Source organism: Kutzneria buriramensis (assembly GCF_003387475.1).
Classification (GTDB): domain Bacteria; phylum Actinomycetota; class Actinomycetes; order Mycobacteriales; family Pseudonocardiaceae; genus Kutzneria; species Kutzneria buriramensis.
This window is the reverse complement of record NZ_QUNO01000060.1, coordinates 1-1,370: the sequence shown is the minus strand read 5'-3', so window position 1 is coordinate 1,370 and position 1,370 is coordinate 1. Positions and strand designations below refer to the sequence as shown.

General features: G+C 68.4%; 1 protein-coding gene. It reads right to left on the bottom strand.

Annotated elements, in window-relative coordinates:
* Nucleotides 1–60: 60 nt before the first annotated feature.
* Entirely contained in the window at nt 61–1,311 is a 1,251-nt protein-coding gene (locus BCF44_RS54595) for an IS701 family transposase (protein WP_425460132.1), read from the bottom strand.
* Nucleotides 1,312–1,370: the final 59 nt, after the last annotated feature.

Below are 1,370 nucleotides of genomic sequence, written 5' to 3'. Positions count from 1 at the left end.
TGCATGTGCCGGTCCAACAAGCCAGCAGTTCCTGTAGCGCTCGGAGGACTCCGTAGAGCGTCAGGCCGGCATGAGGGCTTTTGGGTCCAGGCGTTGCAGAGTCAGGAAAGCGTGGGCGACCGAGACGAGGGTGACGTGGTGGTGCCAGCCGTTCCAGGTCCGGCCTTCGTAGTGATCCAGGCCAAGGCCGTCTTTGAGTTCGCGGTAGTCGTGCTCGATGCGCCACCGCAGCTTGGCCACCCGGACCAGTTCGGCCCGAGTGGTGCGGGAGGGCAGGTTGGAGATCCAGTACTTGCTCGGCTCGCTGGCCCCCGTCGGCCATTCGGCGATCAACCAGCGCACCGGCAGGTCCTGGCCGCGATGAGCGCGATGGTGCGCCTGACTGGCCGGTCGCACCCGTAGAAACACGAACCGGGAGCTCATCCTCGCCGGCGCCCCGGCACGCCAACGAGAACCCTCACGCCAGGTGATGCGGCGGGCAGCGCGGGTCCCAGCGGCGCGTGCGAGGTCTTTGACCGAGGACGCGGCGAGCTCGTAACGCGGTGTCGGTCGTGGACCGCGTCCGGAGCAGGGCGGCGTTGTGCGTGCGGCGGTCTCGGGATAGGCGGTCACGCTGGCGGCCACCTGCACGGCGTAGTCCAGGCCGCGGTCCTCCAGGCCTTGTCGGAACTCGCCGATCTCGCCGTAGCCGGCGTCGGCCACGGTCAGCGGGGCTCGCACGCCCCAGCCGTGCAGCTCGTCGAGCATGGCCAACGCCAGCCGCCACTTCTCGGTGTGCCCGACCTCGTCGGGGATGCCGCAGCGGGCCCGGCGTTCAGCCACGTCCGCGCCGGCCCGCGGCGAGCCCGGGTCCCACTGCTCGGGCACGAACAACCGCCAGTTCACCGGGCAGGACGCGGTCTCGGTGGCCAGATGCGCGCTGACCCCGATCTGACAGTTGGTGATCTTCCCGGCGGTGCCGGTGTACTGGCGGGCCACGCACGGCGAGGAGCTACCCGATTTCAGGTACCCGGTGTCGTCGAAGATCACCGCTTCCGGCTTCAGCTCGCTGGCCATACGTCGGGCCAGCCGGGCGCGGACCGGCGCTGGATCCCAGGGTGAGGCGGACACGAACTGTTGCAGGGCTTGCTCGTTGCCGTCGGGCAGGCGGGCGGCCATCGGCTGGATCGACTTGCGTTTGCCGTCCACCATCAATCCTCGTAGGTAGCACGCGCCCCACCGTCGCTGGTCCTTACGCCGCACCGAGGCGAGCATCTGCCCGGCGAACGACTCCAGCTCTTCACGCAGGCGTTCCACCTGATCCAGCTTCACAACGTGATCAACGGCACGAACCGCTGTCAACATAAGCAAGTTCACCCGACTTAACGAAG